We start from the raw sequence: 20,972 nt of genomic DNA, 5'->3' as shown, positions 1-20,972 counted from the left end.
CATCACTCGGCGCGTACGAGGCCGGCCACGTGATCGGTGACCATGTCCAGGATCTCGGCTGCGGCCTTCTCGTCGCCGAGGACCAGGAAGTTCAGGGTCACCCCGTCCGTCATGGCCGCCAGATAGCGGGCCAGCACGTCCACCGGCACGCTCAGCTCGAACGGCGTGATCCGGCGCAGCTCTTCGAGCAGCTCGGCGTACGTATCGCAGTACGACTCGTACTGCTTGCGCGCCAGGTGCCCGAACTCCGGCTGCCGCAGCGCGTACTGGGTGAGTTCGTAGGTCAGCATGTGCGCGCCGGGGGCGGCCACCACGTGGTCCCAGTACGCCTGGAAGCCGGCCCGGATGGTCTCGCGCAGCGTCGGCCTCGGCACGATCGCGGCCTTCACGAGGGTGACGTAGTGCGCGGTGATGGTCTCGATGACCGACTCGAGCAGCGCCTGCTTGGAGTCGAAGCAGTAGTGGAAGACGCTCAGGGAGACGCCCGCCTCGGCGGCGATGGACCGGGTCGTGGTCCTGGACACCCCGTCGCGGGTCATCGCGCGGATCGCCGCCTCCGTCAGCTGCCTGCGCCGGTCGGTCAACGGCATCCGTGCCATGTACGGGTTCCCCTTCGCTCCGGTGCGCCCCGAGCGGGGTGTCCGCGGGCGCACCGGCCCCGGACACCCCGCAGGGCGCCGTCAGCTGCTGTATACGCCGACTTCGTACAGGGAGTAACCCCACTGGGTACCGCGTCCCGCTCCGTGGACGCGTACGTACCGGGCCGGGACCCCCGAGAACTGGGCCGTGTCCAGGCCGCCGTCACCGCTCGCCGTGGACCAGGCCGTCTGCCAGTTCGTGCCGTCCGGGGAGAGCTCGATGCGGTACGACCTCCCGTACGCGCGCTCCCATTCGAGCGTGACCCGCTTGACCAGGGACGGGGAGCCCAGGTCGAACTGCACCCACTGGTCGTCGTTCCAGTCGCTCGCCCAGCGGCTGCCCCGGTCGCCGTCCACGGCCCTGCCGGGCGCGTAGCTGGTGAACGGGTTCCACTCGGCGGAGCTCGCCGAGGCGGCCGCGCCCGACGCGAGGTTCACGCCGGCCTTGTGCTGCTCGGAGTTGCCCCAGGTGCGCAGGTAGGACTCGGCGCCCTTGAACAGGTCGTCCACTACGCCCTGTCCGCCGGTGAGCCGGATGTCCTCGATCCAGTCGGGCACCAGGCCGTAGTGCGAGGCGCCGTCGGTGTTGAGGTCCCACGTGCGCTGGCCGGTGGTCACCTTGTCGATGACGGAGCCGCCGTCGGTGCTGCGGAAGGGGTACGTGACCGGGTTCGGCGTGTTCGCGCCCCGCGGGCCGGGCCAGCCGCCGACGCCGTTCATGTCGGTTCCGTAGCCGTAGCCGACGTTGTACTTGTCCCGCAGCGCGTCGGTCCGCTTGGCCTCGGCGCTGAAGCCCTCGGAGCCGCCCATGTACGCGGCGGCGAAACCGCCGAGCTTGTAGAGCCGCTCGGTCCAGCCCAGGTCCATCCAGCTGTGCGAGGAGATGACGCCGGGGTAGGACTCGGTTTCGAGGATGTCGAAGGCCTGGCCGGCCGCCTTCACGCTCATGTGGTCGAGTTCGAGCATCATCTTGCGTTTCATCATGCCGCGCACCGCATAGTCACCGAGGTCGGTGAGGCCGCGGGTGTTGCACTGGGCGCCCGAGGCGTACGAGGGCACGCTCACGCCCGCCGGCAGCTGCTTCTCGGCGGCGGCCGCCGGGGCCAGGCCGATGGGGTTGTCGTGCTGCGGGCCGGCGCACGCCTCCGTCTTCCAGAAGGTGCCGGTCGACAGGAACTGCCCGACGTTGATGGCCGTTCCCAGCGCGCCCTCGTCGAAGCGGACCCCGCACAGGGCGTTGTCGAACTTGTGGCACAGGAACATGCTGCGCACGCCGAGGTTGTACAGCTCGTCGAGGCCGCGGTCGATGTCCTGCCTGCTGCACTGGGCGATGTCCAGGATCTGCTTGCAGCCGAAGGGCTCGGAGGTCTCGACGCCGAGGACCACGGCCAGCTTGCCCTGCTTGATCACCTCGCGGGCCTGCGCGGAGTCGGTGACGATGCGGAACCAGCCCTTGCCGGCGCCGCCGTACATCTTGTCGACGTAGGCCTGCATGTCGTAGGTCTTCTTCGCCTCCAGGCGGATGGCGGTCATCTCGTCGCAGCCGCGGTCCTTGAAGAAGTAGACCGAGCAGATCACCCCGTTGGTGACGAGGTCGTTGACGAGGACGCGCTGGCCGCCGCGCCAGGCGCGCTCGATCCAGGCGTAGTAGTTCTGCTGGTGGGTCAGCGAGTCGTGGGCGGGCCAGTCCTTGAAGGTGGGCCAGCCGTCGGGGTCGTGCTTGCCGTCGCCGCCCTTGGTGATGAAGTCGAAGATCGCCAGGCTGCCGTCCGGGTAGTGCTCGGGACAGTCCTTGAGCGCGTCGGCGATGCCGGCGTCGGAGAAGGGCTTTCCGCAGATCAGTCGGCCGCCGAAGCCCTCGTTGGACATGATGTGGTCGTGCGCGTCGACGAAGCCGCGGACGTTGCCCTGGGCGTCGGTGCCCTTGAAGGGCTCGCCGGTCACGTTGATCTGGGAGTCGGGCGCGGGCCGTGCGGTGGGGTTCCACCAGCCGTTGTCGGCCGCCGCTCCCGGTACGGGGCCCAGTGCCATGGCGAGCAGGCCGATCAGCAGGGACAGGATCGCGATCGGCTTGCGCCGGCGGTGGGGGCGGGGCCCCTCTTGTTGCCTTCGTGGTTCTCGGGTCAGGGCCACTACTCACGTCCTCGGTCGGCGGAGGGCGCGGTCGAGGACACGGTCCACCGGAGGCGTGGCCGCCCTGGCACCTGTTTGTCATGTCCCGCGCAAGCATTGGGTCGAGAATCGCTACTGCCGGGTACAGAGTCAAGGGTCCGGGTCACATGACCTGATGGATCGTCACCCTACTCGTCCGTAGGGTCGCCGTCAGCGGGATGCGGAGGATCGCGGCGCGGAGGGTCGGGGCGCGGTGGAGCGGGCGTAGCGCCCGGGGGTGGTGCCGACGGCGCGCTTGAAGTGCCGGGTGAAGTGCGCCTGGTCGTAGAAGCCCGCCTCGGCGGCCACCTCGGCGGCCGGGCGGCCGTCGAGGAGCAGCCGGCGGGCCAGGGAGACCCGGCGCGAAAGGAGGTACTGGTGCGGGGCGATCCCGAAGGCGGCGCTGAACGCACGGACCAGGTGGGCGGGATGGGCCTGGAGCAGACCGGCCGCCTCCTCCAGGGGCAGGCCGTCGGCCGCCCGCGCGTCGAGGAGCTCGCGCAGGCTCCGGGCGAGGCCCGGGCCGGGCAACGGGGCCCGGCCGTGCGGGAGTTCGAGGCGGGGCCGGAGCAGGGTGCGCAGCCGTTCGCCGATCAGGGCCAGCCGGCTCTCCGCCTCGAACTCGTCGCCGGGGGCGGCCAGGACCCGGTGGAGCTGCCCGACGCGCCGGCGCAGTACGGGGTCGGCGAGGTCGGGACCGTCGACCGCGGCGCCGATGAAGCGCGCGTCCAGCAGGGTGGTGTCGAGGTAGACGACGCGCTTGCGGAACCCGTCCGGGGTCGCGGCGGAGCCGTTGTGCGGCACCTGCGGCGGGAGCAGGCTCACGGTGTCGCCGGGGGTGCCGCGCCGGTGGCGGTCGAGGTCGTAGCGGACGGCGCCGTCGTCGACGATCAGCAGGGTCCACGCGTCGTGGACGTGCATGGGGTACGCGTGCGCGGTGAAGCGGGCGTGGAAGACCTCGACGACACCCGCGACCCGCGGACGCCAGGCCGAAACCTCCTGCTGGGGCTGCACGCAAAGAACGTACAAGACCGTGCGCGGGGACGCCCGGCAGTCTCGGGGCATGAGCGACGAGACGAAGAGCGGGGCGACCATGGAACCGGCGAGCGAGCGGGACGCGCCCGTGCGGTTCGACACCAAGATCGCGGTGCTGCTGCGCGACGACCTGGAGACGTGGCAGCGGCTGAACGTCACGGCGTTCCTCGTCAGCGGGCTCGGAACGGCGTCCCCCGAGGTGGTAGGCGAGCCGTACGAGGATGCCGACGGGACCCCCTACCTGCCGATGTTCCGCCAGCCCGTACTCGTCTTCGAGGGCGGGAAGGAGACCGTGACGGCGGCGCACGAGCGGGCGGTGCGGCGCGGGCTGTCGACAGCGGTGTTCACCTCGGACCTGTTCGGGACGGGCCACGACCGGGCCAACCGGGCGGCCGTGGCGGCGGTGGGCAAGGAGCGGCTCGACCTGGTCGGGATCGCCGTCCACGGGGCGCGCAACTCCGTGGACAAGGTGCTCAAGGGGGCCCGCATGCACGGCTGACGGGGCGGGGGCTCCGACGCCACTGACGCCACTGACGGACTGACGCCACTGGCGGGCCGGCGGGTCCGTCGGGGCGCGGCGGGCCCGGCGATCGGCAACCCCGGCGATCGGGTGGCCGGACAGCCGACGGGAGGGTGTCGGGAGGGCGTCGGGCGGCCCGCGAAGGGGTGGCGTTTCGGCCATGGGGCTCCCGTGCGTCGGGCCGGTGGCCCGGAGTCCGGGCGGCGCTCCATGCCCCGGGGTCGTGTGTGCGGGGCCTCCCGTCCGTGGTGGCGGTGCCGCGGGCGGGACGGGTGTGAAGACTCCCCGGGATCCGAGGGGAGGCTTCGCGCGCCCCGGCTCCGGCCCGCTCCCGGTCGCCGCAGGCGAAACGCGCCTCCGCCGCGCGTTCACGTGTTCTCCGTTTCTGCTTCACCGATCCGTGTGCCCCAGAGTCCTACGCCCCGTGGATTGTCATGCCCGCGGCCATGGGTGGGTGGCCGTTTTCCAGCCACGCACGGCTTGTGGGGAAGGGGGGCGGTCCGATGTCTCAGCCACGTTTTCTGTTCGTGTCCTGGGTGGACGTAGAAAGACGTCAGGCGCCTGCGCCGACGGCGGTGGGACCGTACGGAGTCCGGGGGGACGGCGGCCCCGGCGGGAGCCGCGGAGGCGGGCCCGACGCCGTGACCTGGCGCCTGGTCGGCTCCAACAATCACGAACTCGGGCGCAGTCCTTCCGTGTACCGCGCCCTCGGCGCCTGCGGCGCGGCCGTCGAACGGCTCCGGGAACGGATCGCCGAGGCCGTCCCGATCGTGGTGATGTCCACGGGCGCGGTGGCCGGTGCGGGTGCCTGCGGTGCGGGGGGTGCGGCCCCGGGCGGCCCCGGTGCCACCGCAAGCGCCATGTACGGCTCCGGAGCCGGCGCCGCGTCCGGTTCGGGCTCCGGTTCGGGCTCCGGTTCGGGCTCCGGCATCGGCGCCTGGACCTGGCAGCTCGTCCTCGACGAGCAGTGCGTGGCCGTGGCCGTCCGCACCTTCCGCCGCCAGCGCGAATGCCGCCACAGCCTCCAGCTGTTCCTGTCCGCCTCCGTCGAGGCGCAGGTGGCCTCCGGCGTCACCCACACCCGGCGGCTGCGCGGTCTGCGGCTGCCCGGCGGCGGGGACGCCCAGGGGCTGGCCCTGCGCGGGGGAGGTCTGCGGTGACCCTGACCACGGTGATCCCTCCGGCCGCCCCCGAGGACGCGCACGTCACCCCGCGCGCCCTCGCCAAGAGCGGCGATCCGGCCGACCGGATCTTCCGCGGCTCGGCCCGCACCGCCGGCGCCGCCGTCCTGCTCGTCATGACCCTGGTGGGCGTCTTCCTCGGCGCCCGCGCACTGCCGGCCCTGGACGATGCCGGCTGGGCCTTCCTCACGACCTCCGCCTGGGAGCCCGACTCCCACAACTTCGGTGTGGCGGCGGTCCTGGTCGGCACCCTGCTCATCGGCGGCGTCGCGATCCTCTTCGCGCTGCCGCTGGCGATGGGCACCGCCCTCTACATCACCGAGTACGCGCCGCGCCGCGTCAAGCAGACCCTGATCAGCCTGGTCGACCTGATGGCCGCGGTGCCCAGCGTGGTCTACGGCCTGTGGGGGCTGTTCCTGTTCCAGCCGCACGTGGTCGGCCTGTCCCGCTGGCTCACCACCTACCTGGGCTGGTTCCCGCTCTTCGCGGTGAACGGGGACGATCCGAGCGATCCGCTCAGCCCGAACACCTTCTACACCTCCTCCACCTTCATCGCCGGGATGGTCGTCGCCCTGATGGTCACGCCGATCGCCTGTTCGGTGATGCGCGAGGCCTTCGCCCAGGCGCCGCCCGGTGAGCGCGAGGGTGCCTTCGCGCTCGGCGCCACCCCGTGGGGCGTCATCCGCTCCGTCGTCCTGCCCTTCGGCCGGGGCGGGATCATCGGCGGCACCATGCTCGGGCTCGGCCGCGCGCTGGGGGAGACCATCGCCGTCTTCCTGATCATCTCCCCGGTCTTCGTCATCCAGCCGCACATCCTCGAGAACGGCGCCATCTCCGTGTCCGCCCTGATCGCCCTGCGCTACGGCTCGGCCAGCCCCCTCGGGATATCCGCACTGATGGCGGCCGGCCTCACCCTCTTCCTGATGACCCTGGTGGTCAACTTCATCGCCTCCTCGGTCGTGGCCCGCAGCCGCTCCGGAGCGGGGGCCGACGCATGACCGCCCTCACGCACAAGCCGCACGGGGGGCCGGGTGCCGCCGGCACCACGCACGCTCCCGCCGTCGCCACCGTCCGCCCGCCCGTGGTGCTCGACGGCGCCGGGGTGCCGCCCGAACGCCGGCGCAACACCGCGACCTTGCACCTGCGCGACGTCCTCGCCATGGTGGGCGCGGCCGTCGCCGCGCTCGCCGTGACCGCCCTGCTGTTCGGCCGTCTCCTGCCCTTCAACGCGCCCCTCGGCTTCGTGGTCGTCCTCTACCTGGCCTTCATGGCCCTCTACGCCGTCCTGGTGTCCCTGGACGAGTCCGCCGCCACCGTGCGGGCCCGCCTCGCGCAGGCCCTCGTGCACAGCGTCGCCGCCCTGCTGATGACGGCCCTGGTGTTCGTCGTCGGCTACGTGCTCATGCGCGGCTGGGCTGCCCTGGCCCACCTCAACTTCTTCACCGAGGACATGGCCGCCACCGGCCCCCTGGAGCCGCTGACCCAGGGCGGGGCGCTGCACGCGATCGTCGGCACCCTGGAGCAGATCGGCATCGCGCTGGCCATCTCCGTGCCGCTGGGGCTGGCCTGCGCGGTGTTCCTCAACGAGGTCCCGGGCCGCTACGCGCGGTTCGTCCGCACCATCGTCGAAGCCATGACCGCGCTGCCCTCGATCGTGGCCGGCCTGTTCGTCTACGCGACCTGGATCCTGCTGCTCCACTTCGAGAAGTCCGGCTTCGCCGCCGCCCTCGCGCTGTCCGTGATGATGCTGCCGATCGTCATCAGGGCCTCCGACGTGGTGATCCGGCTGGTGCCGGGCTCGCTGAAGGAGGCCTCGTACGCGCTGGGAGCCGGTCAGTGGCGCACCGTGTGGACGGTGGTCCTGCCCACCTCCCGGTCCGGACTGACCACCGCCGTCATCCTGGGCACCGCCCGCGGCATCGGGGAGACCTCCCCGGTCCTGCTCACCTCGGGCATCGCCACCGGACTCAACGCCAACCCCTTCGAGGGGCCGCAACTCTCGCTTCCGCTCGCCACCTTCAGCCTGGTCGGCTCCCCGGAGAAGTCCATGATCGCCCGCGGGTTCGGCTGCGCCGCCCTGCTGATGGCGCTGGTGCTGCTGCTCTTCGTGCTCGCCCGTCTCATCGGCGGCAAGGCCCCGGGCCAGCTCGGCCGCGGTGCCCAGCACCGCCGGGTGCTCGCCTCCGCCCGTGACGTGGAGCGGATGCGGGCCCGGGCCGCCGAGCGGGACCTCGCACTGACCGAAGAGGGAGCCGGGGGGCCGGAGCCACAGGGGTGGGAGGCGCTACCTCCGCCCCGGGTGTGACCCCCCGCTCCTCGCGGCCCGCGCCGCGTCCATTCGTACGATCTGTGACCGATCAGGAGAGTTACCCATGCCCGGACGACCCCCGGCATACCCCGTGCGTGCCCCTTCGGGCGACCGCGCACCCGCCCGGCGTGGACGCCTGCTCGTCCGCGGACTCGCGCTGGTCCTGGCCGCGCTGGCCGCCGTCCTGCCCGGCGCGGTGCCGGCCGCCGCCGAGAGCTACGTACCGGTCTCCGGCGCGGGTTCCACCTGGAGCCAGAACGCCCTCGACCAGTGGCGGGCCAACGTCAAGCAGTACGGCATGACGGTCAACTACAGCGGTACGGGATCGTCCGACGGCCGCAACCAGTTCCGCAACGGCACCGTCGACTTCGCGGTCTCCGAGATCCCCTACGGGATCAAGGACTCGGGGGTCGTCGACCCGCCGCCCGCGCGGAAGTTCGCTTACATGCCGATCGTCGCGGGCGGCACCGCCTTCATGTACAACCTCAAGATCGGCAACCGCCGGGTCACCAACCTCCGCCTCTCCGGCGAGGTCGTGGCCAAGATCTTCACCGGCGTGATCACCACGTGGAACGACCCGGCCATCAAGGCCGACAATCCGGGCCTCGCCGCCGCCCTCCCCGCCCGCCGGATCGTCCCCGTCGTCCGCTCCGACGGCTCGGGCACGACGGCCCAGCTGACCAAGTGGCTCAGCACCCAGCACGGGGGGCTGTGGGACGCCTACTGCGGCAAGGCCGGCCGCTCCACCCCCTGCGGGCAGACCTCCAACTTCCCCACCGTCGCGGGCCGCGGGTTCGTCGGCCAGTCCGGCTCCAACGGCGTCTCCGGCTACGTGGCCCAAGAAGGCAACATCGGCACCATCACGTACGTGGAGTACTCCTACGCGGTCTCCACGACGGGCTTCCCGGTCGTCAAGGTCCTCAACAAGTCGGGCTACTACACCGAGCCCACCGCCCAGAACGTCGCCGTGTCGCTCGGCAACGCGCAGATCGACCCCGTCGACCTCACGCAGAAGCTGGAGGGCGTCTACACGGGGGCCGACGAGCGGACCTACCCGCTCTCCAGCTACAGCTACATGATCATCCCGACGGCGCAGGAGTCGAACTTCAACCCGCAGAAGGGCAAGGCGCTCGGCGCCTTCGCCTACTACTTCCTCTGCGAGGGCCAGCGATCCGTCGACCGGCTCGGCTACTCGCCGCTCCCCATCAACCTCGTCCAGGCGGGTCTGGAGCAGGTGCGCCGCATCCCCGGCGTGGCCGTGGCCAACATCGACATCAAGAACTGCCGCAACCCCACCTTCTCGCCCGACGGCAGGAACATCCTGGCCGAGACCGCCCCGAAGCCCGCCGCCTGCGACAAGCAGGGCCCCACCCAGTGCGAGACGGGCACCGGCGGAAACAAGACCCCCACGCAGAACGGTAGTTCCGGTGGCGGCGGCGCCGCCGCTTCCTCCGGCGGAGCCACGGGCGCCGGCGGTGCGGCGGCCTCCGGCGGAGCCACGGGCGGTACGGCCGGCGCGGGCTCCGGCGGGGCCACGGGCGGCTCTGCGGGCACGGCCTCCGGCGGTACGGGGGGAGCCGACGGCGGGAGCGGCGCCGCGGCCGCCACCGGCGGTACGGGTGACGGCCCGGGCAGCGGCGGCGCGGACGGCGGGGCAGTGGACCCGGTGACCGGGCAGCCCCTCGCGGCGGGCACGGCCGACCTGTTCGGGATCCCCGTCACCACCTCGACCGGCATCGGCGGGCCCCTGCAGACCGTCCTGATGGTGCTCGGCGCCCTGCTCCTGCTGGCCGTCACGGTCGCCCCGCCGCTGCTCACCCGGCGCCTGACCCGGCGCGGCCGCACGGGGGGCGGGTCCTGATGCGCACCCCGCTTCGCACCCTGTTCCGCGCCCCGTTCCGCACCCCGTTCCGCGCCCCGACCCGCAAGCGCCGGATCCGGCTGCTCTTCGGCTCGCTCTGCCTGGCGCTGCTGCCCGTGGTCGCCACCTCCGGGCCCGCCGGCCTGGGCCCGCAGACCGCGTACGCGGCGGGCGGGGAGGGCTCCGAGGTCACCGTGTCCGGGGCCGGCGAGTTCGCCGACCTCAAGGTGACGGTCGGCCAGACCCGCAACCTCGTCGGCCAGGTCGTCAAGATCTCCTGGACCGGCGGCAAGCCCACGGTCTCCGACACCGCCTACAGCGCCAACTACCTGCAGATCATGCAGTGCTGGGGCGACGAGCCCACCGGGCCCGCCACCGACCAGTGCCAGTTCGGCGGTTCCTCCGCCCTCGGCGCGGGCGCGGGCAACCAGGCCGGTGCCTACACCAACACCCGCCAGCTCAACTACGGAGACAACCTCCAGGACGCGGAGAACGAGCCGCTGCCGCCCCCCACCCCGAGCGGGATCTCGTACGCCCCCTTCCGCACGGTGGGCGGGGACCCGGTCAGTCCGGGCAACTGGAACGAGTTCTACGACGTCAACAGCACCAACGAGGTTCCCTACGCCCGCACCAACGCCCGCGGCGCCGGCGAGGTCTGGTTCGAGACCCAGACCGCCGTCGAGGCCCCCGGCCTCGGCTGCGGCTCCGTCGTCGCCGCACCCGCCCGGGTCGCGGTGGCCGGACGCGGCTGCTGGCTGGTGATCGTGCCGCGCGGCGAGAAGGAGGTCGACGGCAGCCCGCACACCGCGCAGTCCAGCGGGCAGCTCCAGTCCTCCCCGCTCAGCCCGGCCAACTGGAAGCAGCGCATCGTCGTCCCGCTCGGCTTCGAACCCCTGGGCAGCTACTGCCCGATCGGCGCCGAGGAACGCGGCACCATCGGCAGCGAGATGGCCGCCGAGGCCGTCACCCGCTGGCAGCCCGCCCTCTGTCAGACCGGCGGCAAGGCCATCTACGGCTACGCCCAGGTCCCCGACGAGACGGCCCGCGTCAAACTGCTCTCCGGCACGCCCGGGCTGGTCTTCCTCGGCCGGCCGGCACCCGCCGACCCCGAGCGCAAGCCCGTCTACGCGCCCGTGGCCCTCTCCGGCATCACCATCGGCTTCTTCATCGAGAGCCAGGCCGGATTCTCGGCCCCCGACGAGGTCAAGGCCCGCAACGGAACCCGGCTCGACACCCTGCGGCTGACCCCGAGGCTGGTGGCGAAGCTGCTGACTGAGTCCTACCAGGACGGCAACTCCCGCTTCGCCGAGAGCACCGCCAAGAACCCGGCGAACCTGGGATGGGACCCGGAGTTCATGCGGCACAACCCCACCTACGCGGGGCTGGACTTCGGCGGCAAGCTCGGCGACGCCCTGGTCCCGCAGCCGCTCGCCGACACCACCCGGCAACTGTGGGAGTGGGTGGGCCGGGACCCGGCCGCGCGGGAGTTCCTCGACGGCACGCCCGACAACACGGGCGCGCACGGGGACGCCTCGTACGCCGGCATGGCCGTGAACCCGAACTACCGCGGCCTCGCCCTGCCGTTGGACACCTTCCCCAAGAGCGACCCGTACTGCCAGCCCTTCCCGGAGGAGCACCCGGAGTCCCCGCTCTGCATCCAGGACAAGCACCCCTACGCCACCGACATGCACGCCGCCGCGCGCGCCGCGAGCCGCGGCGACACCCTGGCCCGTACCTCCTGGGACGCCACGGCCACCCCGCCCACGTACAAGAAGGACCCGCCGCAGCTCGCCGGCTCGCGCGCCGTGCTCGCCGTCACCGACACCGCGACCGCCGACCGGTACGGCCTGGTGCGCGCCGAACTCCTCAACGCGGGCGGCACGTTCGTCGCCCCGGAGCCGGCCGCCCTGATCGCCGCCGCGAACGCCCGCAAGGCCGGGGCCGACGGGGTCAGTTCCCCCGACCCGGCGGCGGCGGACCCCGCGGCGTACCCGCTCACCGTCCTCACCTACGCCGCCACCGTGCCCGCCGACCTCACGGAGGCGGAGGGCAAGGACTACGGCGCCATGCTGGCCTACGCGGCCGGCCAGGGGCAGACCCCCGGCGTGTCCGCGGGCAGCCTGCCGCACGGCTACGCCCCGCTGCCGCAGGCCCTGCGCGCCCAGACCCGGGCGGCGGCGCAGCGGGTGAGCTCCGAGGCGGGCAAGAAGCCGACGCCGTCGCCGGAGCCCCCGGCGCCGAGCAGCCCGGCCCCGGGCACCGCGGGCGGCACGGGGTCCGGTTCGGGCGGCGCGCCGGCCCCGTCGGACTCCGGCGCGGGCGGTACGGGGAGCTCCGCCTCCGGGGCCTCGGGCGCAGGCTCCGCCGCGGGCGGCGCGGCCGTACCCGCGCCCACCACGGCCTCACCCAGCGCCGCCGCGGCGGTCACGGGCGGCGCGGCGGCCACCGGTACCTCGGGCGCCCCCGCGGCCCAGGCGGCCGGGAGCACGCCGGACTGGGTGGTCGGAGCCATCCGCAACGTCCTGCTGATCTGCCTCGTGGTCGGGGCGTTCGCGGCCTTCGCGGGACCGGTGCTCCCGCGCTTCCTGCCCCGGGCCGTGCCGTGGCTGCGGTCGCTGCGCGGTGCGGCGGGGGGAGCGGCCGTGACGTCCGGCGGGTCCGCGGACCTGCCGGCGGACTGGGCGACCCACAAGAAGGCTGGCCCGAGGGACTGGAGCCCGCCGGACCAGGACTGACCCGGAGCCCGCATCCCGTCCCGGCTCCGTACGACGAAAGGAGGTGGTGCCCGGCGACAACCGTCTGACCAATCCGCGCCAACGGAACTTCATCCCACGCGCGCCGGGCACCACCCCGGGCGCAGCCTAGCTGAGGGGTCATCCCAAGTGAACAAGAAGAAGATCGTCTTCGGCGTCTCGGCCTTCGCTCTCGCGGCCACCATCGCCGGAGCCGGCCTCGCCGCCGCCGACCCGTCGGGCCCGCCGCCGTACCGCCAGCTCTCCGGCGTCGGCTCCGACACCACGCAGGACGTCATGAACGGCCTGGCCGCGGCCATCACCGTGAACGGCCAGAAGGTCATCGGCTCCTACGACTCCACCGGCTCCGCGAACATCACCACCAAGGACCCGGCGGTCAACGCGAACTGCACCATCGCCCGCCCGAACGGCTCGGGCGCCGGCCGCTCCGCGCTGCTCACCTCCCTCCAGGCGAGCAACGGCTGTCTGGACTTCGCCCGTTCCTCCTCGCTGAACCTCGCGGCGGCGGCTCCGGGCCTGACCTACGTGCCCTTCGCGGTCGACGGCGTCAGCTACGCCATCACCCCCGGTTCGGCGATCCCGCGCAAGCTGTCGCTGGCCGACCTGAAGGCGATCTACCACTGCGACCCGAACTACGTGGGCACCGGCCCCAACTACGCGATGACGGTCTACCTGCCGCAGGCCGGCTCGGGCACCCGCAGCTTCTGGGAGTCCCAGATGGGGATCACGGACGCCGACGTGGTCGCCGGCATCTACCCCTGCATCAAGGACAAGAAGGGCACCACCCCGGTGCAGGAGCACGACGGCCGCCTCCTCGACGACAAGTCGATCGTGCCGTTCTCCATCGCCCAGTACCAGTCGCAGTCCTCGCAGACGATCGCCGACCTGCGCGGCCGCGCCATCCTCGGCACGGTCGACGGCACGGCGCCCACCGTCCTCAACAGCGGGTTCGGCGTGAAGCGCGACGTCTACAACGTGATCCCGACCAACAAGGTGGCCACGGCTCCGTGGAGCACCGTCTTCGTCGGCTCCAACTCCGAGATCTGCAAGCAGACCTCGGTGATCAACACCTACGGCTTCGCCACCAGCCCGAACTGTGGCGACACCACCAAGCAGACCCCGTGACCCTCCCCGTGACCCTGATCACCGCCCGAGCTTCACATTCTGGAGACGTTGTGCTGAAGAACAGAGTTCTGCGGACCATGGCCCTGGGGGTCGCCGCCGTGACCACCGCCTTCGCGGCGGGTCTGGCCGGGGCGAGCGCCGCGTACGCCGCCCCGATCGGCACCCTCGAGATCAACCCGGCGACCGGCGCGGACACGTCCGGCATCGCGTTCACCACCTCGGCCGCCTGCCCGGCGGGCGCCACCAACGTGCTGGTCACGGTGGCGGGCTCCGGCTTCCCGGCCGAGGGCCTGAACGTGGTCGGCAACTCGCCCATCGCGACCTACCCGACCGCCGCCAACGGCGGCATGGTCATCCCGCTGACCTCCACCATGCGGGACTACGCCAGCCAGGCGGGCTTCACCACCCTGCAGGGCAAGTACGACTTCACCGTGATCTGCCGGACCGCCTTCAACGGCACCAGCCTCGGCGACTACACCGGCGCGATCTGGTTCACCTCGAACACGACCTACCAGAACACCGACCCGGCGGTGAAGACCGACACCGTCACCTCCCTCGCGCTCTCCCCGGCCGGCCCCGCGCAGGCGGGCTCCCCGGTCACCCTGACCGCGGGCGTCACCCCGGCCGGCGCCGGCGGCACCGTCCAGTTCAAGGACGGCGCGGCCGACCTGGGCACCCCGGTCACCGTGAACAACGGCACCGCGGCGCTCACCACGTCCAACCTGACCGCCGGTACGCACAGCCTGACGGCCGTCTTCACGCCGGCGAGCGCCTCGTACAACGGCTCGGCCTCCTCGGCCGTCTCCTACGTGGTCACGGCCGTCCCGGCCACGGCCACCACGACCGCCCTGGCCGTCTCCCCGGCCGGCACCGCGCCGCAGTTCAGCCCGGTGACCCTGACCGGTACGGTCACCCCCGCGGGCGCGGCGGGCGCGGTGAAGTTCACCGACACCGTCGGCGGCTCCACCGTCACCCTGGGCACCGTCCCGGTGGCGAACGGCACCGCGGTGCTGAACACCAGCAGCCTCCCGGTGGGCGACCACTCCTTCACCGCCGTGTTCGTCCCGGCCAACGCGGGCGCCTTCCTGGGCTCCGACTCGGGCGCGATCCCGTACGTGGTCGGCGCCTTCGCCGGCGTCTCCGCCTCCGAGACGATCACCACCACCGTCAACTCGGGCGCGCTGGCCATCAGCGTCGCCAACCCGCAGGTCACGCTGCCCTCGCCGGTGCTCAACTCCGACGGGGACCTGCTGACCACGGCCGGCTCCATCAACCCGGTCACCCTCACCGACACCCGCGCCGGGAACCCGGGCTGGACCGTCAGCGGCCAGGTCACCGACTTCTCCGACGGTGCCACCCACGCCATCAACGGCCAGAACCTGGGCTGGACCCCGAAGCTCGTCGACAAGGCGCCCGCGCAGACGGTGACGGCCGGTTCCGCCGTCCCCGCCGCGGGCGGCGTGACCACCGGCGACTCGGGCACGGCGGGCCTCAAGTCCGCCCGCACGCTCGCCAACGGCACCGGTCTCGGTACCGCGCACGTCACCGCCGACCTGGCGCTGAACGTCCCGACCTCCACGGTCGCCGGCACGTACTCCGCCACCCTCACGCTCACCGCCATCTGATCCAGGCATGAGCTCCGGGCCGGAGCGGCCCGCGCCTTCCCGCGGCCCGCTCCGGCCCGCCCCTGACGCCTGGAACCGTCACAGCCCTTCTCCGGATCGGACGCCCGAGCCATGAACCCCACCGCCCCCGCCGCCTGTGCCGCCCGGCGCGGCCGCCGCCCCGGCCCACCCGTCCCGGCCGCCCCGCTCCTCGCCCTCCTGCTCGCGCTCCTCGCGCTGGTCCTCGTAGCGCCGGCCCAGGCCGCGGCCTCGGCTCCGGCCGCTCCCGGGGAGGACCGCAAGTCCACCTTCGGCGTGCAGCCCGCCGGGCCGAAGGGGCCCGACGCCCGGCCCCATTTCTCCTACGGGGTCACCGGCGGAGCCACGACGCGCGACCAGATCGCCATCTGGAACTACGGCGAGGAACCGCTCACCCTCGCCGTCTACGCGAGCGACGCGGTCAACACCGCCGACGGCGGCTTCGACCTGCTCCCGGCCGGCCAGGCCCCGAAGGACGCGGGCAGCTGGATCAAGCTGGAGAAGGACAAGGTGACCGTCCCGGCCAAGGGCAACGTCATCGTGCCCTTCACCGTCACCGTCCCCCGCGAGGTCACCCCCGGGGACCACACCGGCGGCATCGTCGCCTCGCTCGCCGCCGGAGCCACGGACGCCCAGGGCAACAAGGTCAGGCTCGACCAGCGGGTCGGCGCCCGCGTCTACGTACGCGCCGCCGGGACCCTGACCCCGCGCCTGGAAGTCCAGCAGGTCACCGCCTCGTACGAAGGTTCCGCGAACCCCTTCGCGGAGGGCTCGGCGACCGTCACGTACACCTTGAGCAACACCGGCAACGTCCGGCTCGGCGCCCGGCAGGCCGTACGCGTCAACGGCCTGTTCGGCACCTCCGTCACCGCGGACGGCGTGAAGGACCTCGGCGACCTGCTGCCCGGCACCTCGCTGACGATCACCACCAAGGCGGACGGGGTGGCCCAGGTGCTGCGGTCCTCCGCGGTGGTCTCCGTCCAGCCGGTCGCCGCCCGCGACGGCGTGGACCCCAAACTCCCCTCCCTGACCCGATCGGTGTCGCTGTGGACGGTCCCGTGGGCGCTGCTCGCGCTGGTCCTCGTGATCACCGGGGGCGGGCTGTGGGTCTGGCGCCGCAGGCGCCTGGCCCGGGCCGCGGCCGCCGTGTCGGCCCGCCGGCGCGCCACCACAGAGACGAACGAACGCCAGAACGCCAAGAAGGAGTCCATCGTGCAGTTCACCCGCCTCAGCCGGCGATCCGCGGCAGGCGTCGCGACCGCGGCCGCCGCCGCCCTCGTGGGTCTGGCCCTGACCGTACCGACGACGGCCCAAGCCGCCGCCGCGGCCGGCCCGGCGAAGATCAACCCGGCCACCGGCAACGACGGCAGCAGCGTCGACGTGACCACGTCGGCCGCCTGCCCGGAGCCCTCCACGCACATCCTGATGAAGGTGGCCGGCAAGGGCTTCCCGGCCGAGGGCCTCAACGTGGTCGGCAACTCGCCCATCACCACGTACCCGCCGGCGGAGTCGGGTGGCATCAGCATCCCGCTGACGATGACCATGCGGGACTACGCGAGCCAGGCCGGCTTCACCACCCTGGAGGGCCGCTACGACCTGACGGTCGTGTGCCGCAAGGCCTTCGGCACGGAGACCTACGGGGAGTTCGCGGCCTCCCTGTGGTTCACCTCCAACACCGAGTACCAGACGACGGACCCGGGGACGGGGAACCCGACGCCGACGCCGACGCCCACGCCGTCGCCCACCCCGACCCCCACCGCGACGCCCACGCAGACCCCCACCCCGACCGAGACGCCCACCCCGACGCCGACCCCCTCGGAGTCGGCGTCCCCGACCCCCGCTCCGTCGGAGACGGCGTCCCCGTCCCCGTCCGTGTCGGCCTCCACGGGTACGACCACGAGCGGCGGCAGCGTGGGCGTCTCCACCAACGTCTCGGGCGGATCCTCCGGCGGCGCCGGCGGTCCCGGCGGAGGCCTGGCCGACACCGGCGCCAACGCCACCACGCTCGGCCTGCTCAGCGCGGGCCTCGTCGTCACCGGCGGCGCGTTCGTCTGGTGGGCCCGCCGCCGCGGCCTGCTGACCTTCTCGGGCAACTGACCGACGCCGCCGCAGCCGCCGCATCCCCGCACCGGCCGCACACCGCACCCCCGCAGCATCCGCATCCGCATTCGGAGAAGACACGATGACAGCCACCTCCACCCCGCCGGTGGACGTGCGCCCCGACCCCGCCGGAGCCCCCGAGGCCCCGGCGGGGCGTACGGGCGCACCCGGCCTGTGGGCCACCGGCGCGGCCCTGGCCATCCTGGGCGCCCTGCTCCTCGGCTTCGTCGCGGAAGTGGGCCCGCTCGGACACCTCCGGCACGAGCGGGACCGCCGGGTGGGGTACGCACAGCTGCGGGAACAGCTCGCCAACGCCACCGCGCCACTGGGGCCCACCGCGCCCGGCACCCCCGTCGCCCTGCTGGAGATCCCGCAGATCGGGCTGCGCGAAGTGGTCCGTGAGGCGACCACCTCCGGGGTACTGGCCTCCGGACCCGGCCACCGGCGCGACACGGTCCTGCCCGGCCAGCCCGGCACGAGCATCCTCATGGGCCGCCAGGCGGGCTACGGCGGCCCCTTCGCCCACATCGCGGACCTGGCCCGCGGGGAGACCTTCCGGGTCGTCACCGGCCAGGGCGAGCACACGTACAAGGTGCTGGGCGTCCGCCGCGCGGGCGACCCGCAGCCGGCCCGGCCGACCGGCGACGCGGCCCTGCTCACGCTCATGACCGCGGACGGGACCCCGTACATGCCGGACGGCGTGGTCCACGTCGACGCCGAACTCACCTCGCCCGTACAGCAGTCCGGCGGACGCACCCCGGGGCGGCTGGCCGCGGACGAGGCCCCGCTCGGGAGCCAGACCTCGGCCTGGTTCCCGCTGGTCCTGTGGGCCCAGGCACTGCTGCTCGCCGCGGCGGCCCTGGCCTGGGCGCGGATCCGCTGGGGCCGCGCGCACACCTGGCTGGTCGGCTTCCCCGTACTGGCGGCCCTCGGTCTGGCGGTCGCCGACCAGGCCGCCCTCCTCCTGCCCAACCTCCTGTGAACGAGGCCGTGATGACCACCCAGACGATCCCCCTCCCCGCGCTCCCCGCCACGGGCGCGTCCACCCTCGACGCCCGCGACATCTCGGCGTGGTTCGGCGGCCGCAAGGTCCTCAACCGGGTCTCCCTGACGATGCCCGGCGGCCAGGTCACGGCCCTGATCGGCCCCTCGGGCTGCGGAAAGTCCACCTTCCTGCGGATCCTGAACCGGATGCACGAGCTGATCCCGGGCGCCGAACTGGCCGGCGAGGTCCTGCTCGACGGAGAGGACGTCTACGCCCGCGGCCGCCGCCTCACCGACGCCCGCCGCCGGATCGGCATGGTCTTCCAGAAGCCGAACCCCTTCCCGGCGATGTCGGTCTACGACAACGTCACCGCGGGCCTCAAGCTGACGGGCATCCGCGCCTCGGGGTCCGAGAAGGACGCGCTCGTGGAGGAGTGCCTGACCAAGGCCGGGCTGTGGAAGGAGGTCCAGGACCGGCTCCGCCAGCCCGGCGGCGCGCTCTCTGGCGGCCAGCAGCAGCGCCTGTGCATCGCCCGCTCCCTCGCGGTCCGGCCGCGGATCCTGCTGATGGACGAACCCTGCTCGGCCCTGGACCCCACCTCCACGCGCCGCATCGAGGAGACCGTCCGCGAGCTGGCCGACGAGGTCACCATCGTGATCGTGACGCACAACATGCAGCAGGCGGCCCGGGTTTCCGACCAGTGCGCCTTCTTCCTCGCGGAACAGGGCACGCCCGGCCAGATCGTGGAACACGGACCCACGGCGGCCATGTTCTCCACCCCCGCCGACCCGCGCACCTCGGACTACGTCCAGGGCCGCTTCGGCTGACCCCGGCGGCTCCGCCCCGCGCCGGATCAGTACATTGGGGCACATGCCCACGCCTGAACTGCCCGTGATCCTCATGCTGTCGGGAAGCCTGCGGGCCGGCTCCTCCAACGAGACCGTCCTGCGCACCGCGCGAGCGGCGGCCCCCTCCGGGCTCCGGACGGTCTTCTACGAAGGGCTGGCGGACCTCCCGCACTTCAACCCCGACGAGGACGTCGACCCGCTGCCGGGTCCCGTGGCCGGGCTGCGCGCGGCGATCGCGGAGGCGGCCGGGGTGCTGATCTGCACCCCGGAGTACGCCGGCACCCTGCCCGGTTCCTTCAAGAACCTGCTCGACTGGACGGTCGGCGGCACCGAGATCTGCGACAAGCCCGTCGCCTGGGTGAACGCGGCGGCCCCCGGCCGCGGCCAGGGCGCGGAGGCCACCCTGCGGACGGTCCTCGGCTACACCGGCGCCGACATCCGCGACGCGGCGTGCGTACGGATCCCCGTGGACCGCAGGACGGTCGGCGCGGACGGCACCATCGCCGACGAGGCCGTACGCGCCCAACTCGCCCGGACCCTGGCCCTGCTGGCGACCGAGGGCTAGGGCCTGTCGTCAAACTCCCGTCTGCCGCGCGACGTCTGGCACGCGCTCTCGCCGCACCGGGCGAAAGCCAAGTACGTCCAGTACGCGGGCTTCCGCCCGGCACGCCGAGAGCACGCACCAGACGCCGCGAGGCCGCCCTTCGGGCGACGACGGGAGTTTGACGACAGGCCCTAGGCCGTCCCTTCCGGATCTTGCCGGGCCCGCGCCGTCCGGCCGCGCACGCGGCACCTCATCCGTCGAGGAAGAAGCCGGTCCTCCGCACCGCGAGGGACCGGACGATCGCCTGCAGGTCGCTGTCGCCGACGGTGGCTCCGCCTCCGGTGAGGACCACGATGACGCCCTGGCGGCGCGCGATGTACCGGACGGAGGTGTAGCTGGTCGAACGCCAGGTCTCGGGGGCCACTTGTTCGCAGCGGCCCGTCCCTTCGTACGCGCTGCCGGTCAGGACCTGGCACGCGTCCGGAGGCGCGAAACCGGGCAGCTGCCGTCCGACGGTCACCTGGATGCCGCGCTGATACCGGTCGTCGGCGCCGATGGGGACCGATGACGGCAGGATCAGGTAGCCGAACGTCCCGCTGAACTCGTCGACGTGCGCGAAGTGCACCCGGTAGCCCTCCAGTTCGGGTGCCAGCAACGGGACGGCGGCGGAGACGAACAGCTGCTCGCGCTCCGCGGCCACCCGTCGGTCCCCGAGTGCACCCGTCAACGGCCACAGCAGTACGAGGACTCCGGCGAGGGCCGCCCAGCGCCGCCGCGAGCCGACACCGGGAAGCGCGACGGAGGCCGCGGCCGCGTAAGCCGCGGCCAGCAGGAGGGGAGCGGCGAACGAAATCTCCAGGCCCGAAGCACCCGCCCGGGCGGGCAGGACGACGGCCAGTGCGCCGAGCGGCGCGCCCACCGCGGCCACCCGCCAGGCCGGACGGACCCCCGCCAGCCGCAGCAGCAACCATCCGAGCAGAGTGGTGACGACGGGTGCGGTCGTCGTCACCATGAGCATGAACTCCAGGCACCCCCAGCCCTCGCCCCGGCAGAAGTCGTCGAAGTCCCAGGGCAGTACGGCCACCAGGAGCCACAGGCCTCCCAGCACCGCGCCCACGCCGGCGGGCCGGATCAGCGGCCGGAGCAGTTCACGGCCGCGCCACCCCGTCCTGCCGGCGCCCCGCGCCTCGGCCGTCACGTCCATGTCTGCCGCCCCCCCCGGTGAAGATTCGGCCAGGTGACCCCCGTCCATCGTGGTGCCGCTGTTGTGCTCACGCCAT

At 73.1% G+C, this 20,972-nt stretch carries 16 protein-coding genes; 12 read left to right on the top strand and 4 right to left on the bottom strand.

Annotation, left to right across the window (positions count from 1 at the left end; translation table 11 throughout):
* Positions 1–2: 2 nt before the first annotated feature.
* From ACODT5_RS22920 to ACODT5_RS22910, 3 genes are all read right to left on the bottom strand, one after another.
* On the bottom strand, positions 3–599 hold the full coding sequence (locus ACODT5_RS22920) for a TetR/AcrR family transcriptional regulator (RefSeq protein ID WP_422521180.1): 597 nt from the start codon (positions 597–599) through the stop codon (positions 3–5).
* An 81-nt stretch (positions 600–680) separates the two neighbouring features.
* Positions 681–2,669: a galactose-binding domain-containing protein gene (locus ACODT5_RS22915; RefSeq protein ID WP_422525002.1), complete on the bottom strand. Its 1,989-nt coding sequence runs from the start codon at positions 2,667–2,669 to the stop codon at positions 681–683.
* Positions 2,670–2,960: 291 nt separating this feature from the next.
* Positions 2,961–3,803, bottom strand: a complete 843-nt coding sequence (locus tag ACODT5_RS22910) for a helix-turn-helix domain-containing protein (protein WP_422521179.1) — start codon at positions 3,801–3,803, stop codon at positions 2,961–2,963.
* 49 nt (positions 3,804–3,852) lie between these two features.
* On the opposite strand from ACODT5_RS22910, the gene ACODT5_RS22905 reads away from it, so the two are divergent.
* From ACODT5_RS22905 to ACODT5_RS22850, 12 genes are all read left to right on the top strand, one after another.
* Positions 3,853–4,323 (top strand): DUF2000 family protein, encoded by a 471-nt coding sequence (locus tag ACODT5_RS22905; RefSeq protein WP_422521178.1) that lies wholly within the window; start codon positions 3,853–3,855, stop codon positions 4,321–4,323.
* Positions 4,324–4,985: 662 nt separating this feature from the next.
* Positions 4,986–5,504 (top strand): hypothetical protein, encoded by a 519-nt coding sequence (locus ACODT5_RS22900; protein ID WP_422521177.1) that lies wholly within the window; start codon positions 4,986–4,988, stop codon positions 5,502–5,504.
* On the top strand, positions 5,501–6,523 hold the full coding sequence (pstC, locus tag ACODT5_RS22895) for a phosphate ABC transporter permease subunit PstC (RefSeq protein ID WP_422521176.1): 1,023 nt from the start codon (positions 5,501–5,503) through the stop codon (positions 6,521–6,523). Before ACODT5_RS22900 ends, pstC begins: the two co-directional genes overlap by 4 nt.
* The gene (pstA, locus tag ACODT5_RS22890) at positions 6,520–7,830 is read left to right on the top strand and encodes a phosphate ABC transporter permease PstA (protein WP_422521175.1); all 1,311 of its coding nucleotides are present in this window, start codon (positions 6,520–6,522) and stop codon (positions 7,828–7,830) included. The genes pstC and pstA overlap by 4 nt, the downstream gene beginning before the upstream one ends.
* A 67-nt stretch (positions 7,831–7,897) precedes the next feature.
* Positions 7,898–9,694: a phosphate ABC transporter substrate-binding protein PstS gene (gene pstS, locus ACODT5_RS22885; RefSeq protein ID WP_422521174.1), complete on the top strand. Its 1,797-nt coding sequence runs from the start codon at positions 7,898–7,900 to the stop codon at positions 9,692–9,694.
* A complete protein-coding gene (locus ACODT5_RS22880; RefSeq protein ID WP_422521173.1) occupies positions 9,694–12,429 on the top strand; it encodes a hypothetical protein in 2,736 nt (911 codons plus the stop codon). The genes pstS and ACODT5_RS22880 overlap by 1 nt, the downstream gene beginning before the upstream one ends.
* 147 nt (positions 12,430–12,576) lie before the next feature.
* Positions 12,577–13,572: a hypothetical protein gene (locus tag ACODT5_RS22875; protein WP_422521172.1), complete on the top strand. Its 996-nt coding sequence runs from the start codon at positions 12,577–12,579 to the stop codon at positions 13,570–13,572.
* A gap of 50 nt (positions 13,573–13,622) precedes the next feature.
* Positions 13,623–15,197, top strand: a complete 1,575-nt coding sequence (locus tag ACODT5_RS22870; protein WP_422521171.1) for an Ig-like domain repeat protein — start codon at positions 13,623–13,625, stop codon at positions 15,195–15,197.
* Between the two features lie 111 nt (positions 15,198–15,308).
* Positions 15,309–17,312, top strand: a complete 2,004-nt coding sequence (locus tag ACODT5_RS22865; protein WP_422521170.1) for a WxL protein peptidoglycan domain-containing protein — start codon at positions 15,309–15,311, stop codon at positions 17,310–17,312.
* Between the two features lie 85 nt (positions 17,313–17,397).
* A complete protein-coding gene (locus ACODT5_RS22860; protein ID WP_422521169.1) occupies positions 17,398–18,297 on the top strand; it encodes a sortase in 900 nt (299 codons plus the stop codon).
* 11 nt (positions 18,298–18,308) lie between these two features.
* Positions 18,309–19,127 (top strand): phosphate ABC transporter ATP-binding protein, encoded by an 819-nt coding sequence (locus ACODT5_RS22855; RefSeq protein ID WP_422521168.1) that lies wholly within the window; start codon positions 18,309–18,311, stop codon positions 19,125–19,127.
* 43 nt (positions 19,128–19,170) lie between these two features.
* Positions 19,171–19,713: an NADPH-dependent FMN reductase gene (locus tag ACODT5_RS22850; protein ID WP_422521167.1), complete on the top strand. Its 543-nt coding sequence runs from the start codon at positions 19,171–19,173 to the stop codon at positions 19,711–19,713.
* 229 nt (positions 19,714–19,942) lie between these two features.
* Here the strand turns inward: ACODT5_RS22850 and ACODT5_RS22845 are convergent, their stop codons facing one another.
* The gene (locus ACODT5_RS22845; RefSeq protein WP_422521166.1) at positions 19,943–20,896 is read right to left on the bottom strand and encodes a hypothetical protein; all 954 of its coding nucleotides are present in this window, start codon (positions 20,894–20,896) and stop codon (positions 19,943–19,945) included.
* Between the last annotated feature and the right edge of the window lie 76 nt (positions 20,897–20,972).

Source organism: Streptomyces tatrensis, assembly GCF_049310065.1.
Lineage (GTDB): Bacteria > Actinomycetota > Actinomycetes > Streptomycetales > Streptomycetaceae > Streptomyces.
The sequence above is the reverse complement of the archived record's forward strand: the minus strand, read 5'-3'. Positions and strand labels throughout refer to the sequence as shown.

Excerpts from the sequence above, each read along its gene's own strand:
- ACODT5_RS22920 (WP_422521180.1), bottom strand. The coding sequence starts at position 599 with ATGGCACGGATGCCGTTGACCGACCGGCGCAGGCAGCTGACGGAGGCG.
- ACODT5_RS22915 (WP_422525002.1), bottom strand. The coding sequence starts at position 2,669 with ATGGCACTGGGCCCCGTACCGGGAGCGGCGGCCGACAACGGCTGGTGG.
- ACODT5_RS22905 (WP_422521178.1), top strand. The coding sequence starts at position 3,853 with ATGAGCGACGAGACGAAGAGCGGGGCGACCATGGAACCGGCGAGCGAG.
- pstA (WP_422521175.1), top strand. The coding sequence starts at position 6,520 with ATGACCGCCCTCACGCACAAGCCGCACGGGGGGCCGGGTGCCGCCGGC.
- pstS (WP_422521174.1), top strand. The coding sequence starts at position 7,898 with ATGCCCGGACGACCCCCGGCATACCCCGTGCGTGCCCCTTCGGGCGAC.
- ACODT5_RS22880 (WP_422521173.1), top strand. The coding sequence starts at position 9,694 with ATGCGCACCCCGCTTCGCACCCTGTTCCGCGCCCCGTTCCGCACCCCG.
- ACODT5_RS22865 (WP_422521170.1), top strand. The coding sequence starts at position 15,309 with ATGAACCCCACCGCCCCCGCCGCCTGTGCCGCCCGGCGCGGCCGCCGC.
- ACODT5_RS22860 (WP_422521169.1), top strand. The coding sequence starts at position 17,398 with ATGACAGCCACCTCCACCCCGCCGGTGGACGTGCGCCCCGACCCCGCC.
- ACODT5_RS22855 (WP_422521168.1), top strand. The coding sequence starts at position 18,309 with ATGACCACCCAGACGATCCCCCTCCCCGCGCTCCCCGCCACGGGCGCG.
- ACODT5_RS22850 (WP_422521167.1), top strand. The coding sequence starts at position 19,171 with ATGCCCACGCCTGAACTGCCCGTGATCCTCATGCTGTCGGGAAGCCTG.
- ACODT5_RS22845 (WP_422521166.1), bottom strand. The coding sequence starts at position 20,896 with ATGGACGTGACGGCCGAGGCGCGGGGCGCCGGCAGGACGGGGTGGCGC.